Raw genomic sequence first — 794 nt, forward strand, 5'->3', positions numbered from 1 at the left:
CGCCGACGGATCACTGCGCAGGGTCGAGGAGGCTGCACCCGGCCGTCAGCGCGAGCTGGTGCGCGCACACGTGCTCGATGAGATCGCCGCGCACCGGGGAACCGGGTGGGATCCGGCGACCCCGCGTGCCGCGGAAGAGCTGATGATCCGGCCCCGTGTCTCGACGTACAACGCCTTCGCCGACGGGATCGTGCGCGAACACGCAGCGCGCATTGGACGGGATCCCGACGTGGCGATGCTCAGTCAGGCCGCCTCCTGGATGCTGGCACGGGAAGTCGTGCTGCGCAGCGACCTCCCCGAGCTGGAGAGCATCGAGTTCGCGCTCGGCACGGTCATCGATGCCGTGCAGAGGCTCGCCGGTGACGCCCTCGACCACCGTGTCGACCTCGATCTCGCTGAGCGCATCGCGCGGGATCAGGCCCTCGCCTTCGAGCCGTATCGCGGCAACGGCGATGTCGAGAAGGCGGCGGTGAACCTCCTCAGTCTGCCGACGCTGTCGCGCCTCGTGCGCGACTACATCGCCGAGAAGCAGCGCCGCGGCGTGCTCGACTTCGCCGACCAGGTGGGAGGTGCCTACGACATCGTCGAGTCCGCTCCCGACGTCCGCGACGAGCTCCGCGAGCAGCACCGGGTGGTGCTGCTCGACGAGTATCAGGACACATCGGTCATCCAGACCCGGTTCCTCGCGGAACTCTTCCGCGACACCGCGGTGATGGCCGTCGGCGACCCGCACCAGTCGATCTACGGGTGGCGGGGAGCCAGCGCCGACAACCTCTACGCCTTCTCCGGCACGT

The 794-nt window shown here is 69.1% G+C and carries 1 protein-coding gene; it reads left to right on the forward strand.

Annotated features, from left to right (window positions below):
- The coding region (locus KZA10_RS16550; protein WP_218683443.1) for a UvrD-helicase domain-containing protein at positions 1 to 794 on the forward strand (794 nt) is incomplete at both ends.

The sequence above is a fragment of the Microbacterium sp. BF1 genome (assembly GCF_019279095.1).
GTDB classification, from domain to species: Bacteria; Actinomycetota; Actinomycetes; order Actinomycetales; family Microbacteriaceae; genus Microbacterium; species Microbacterium maritypicum.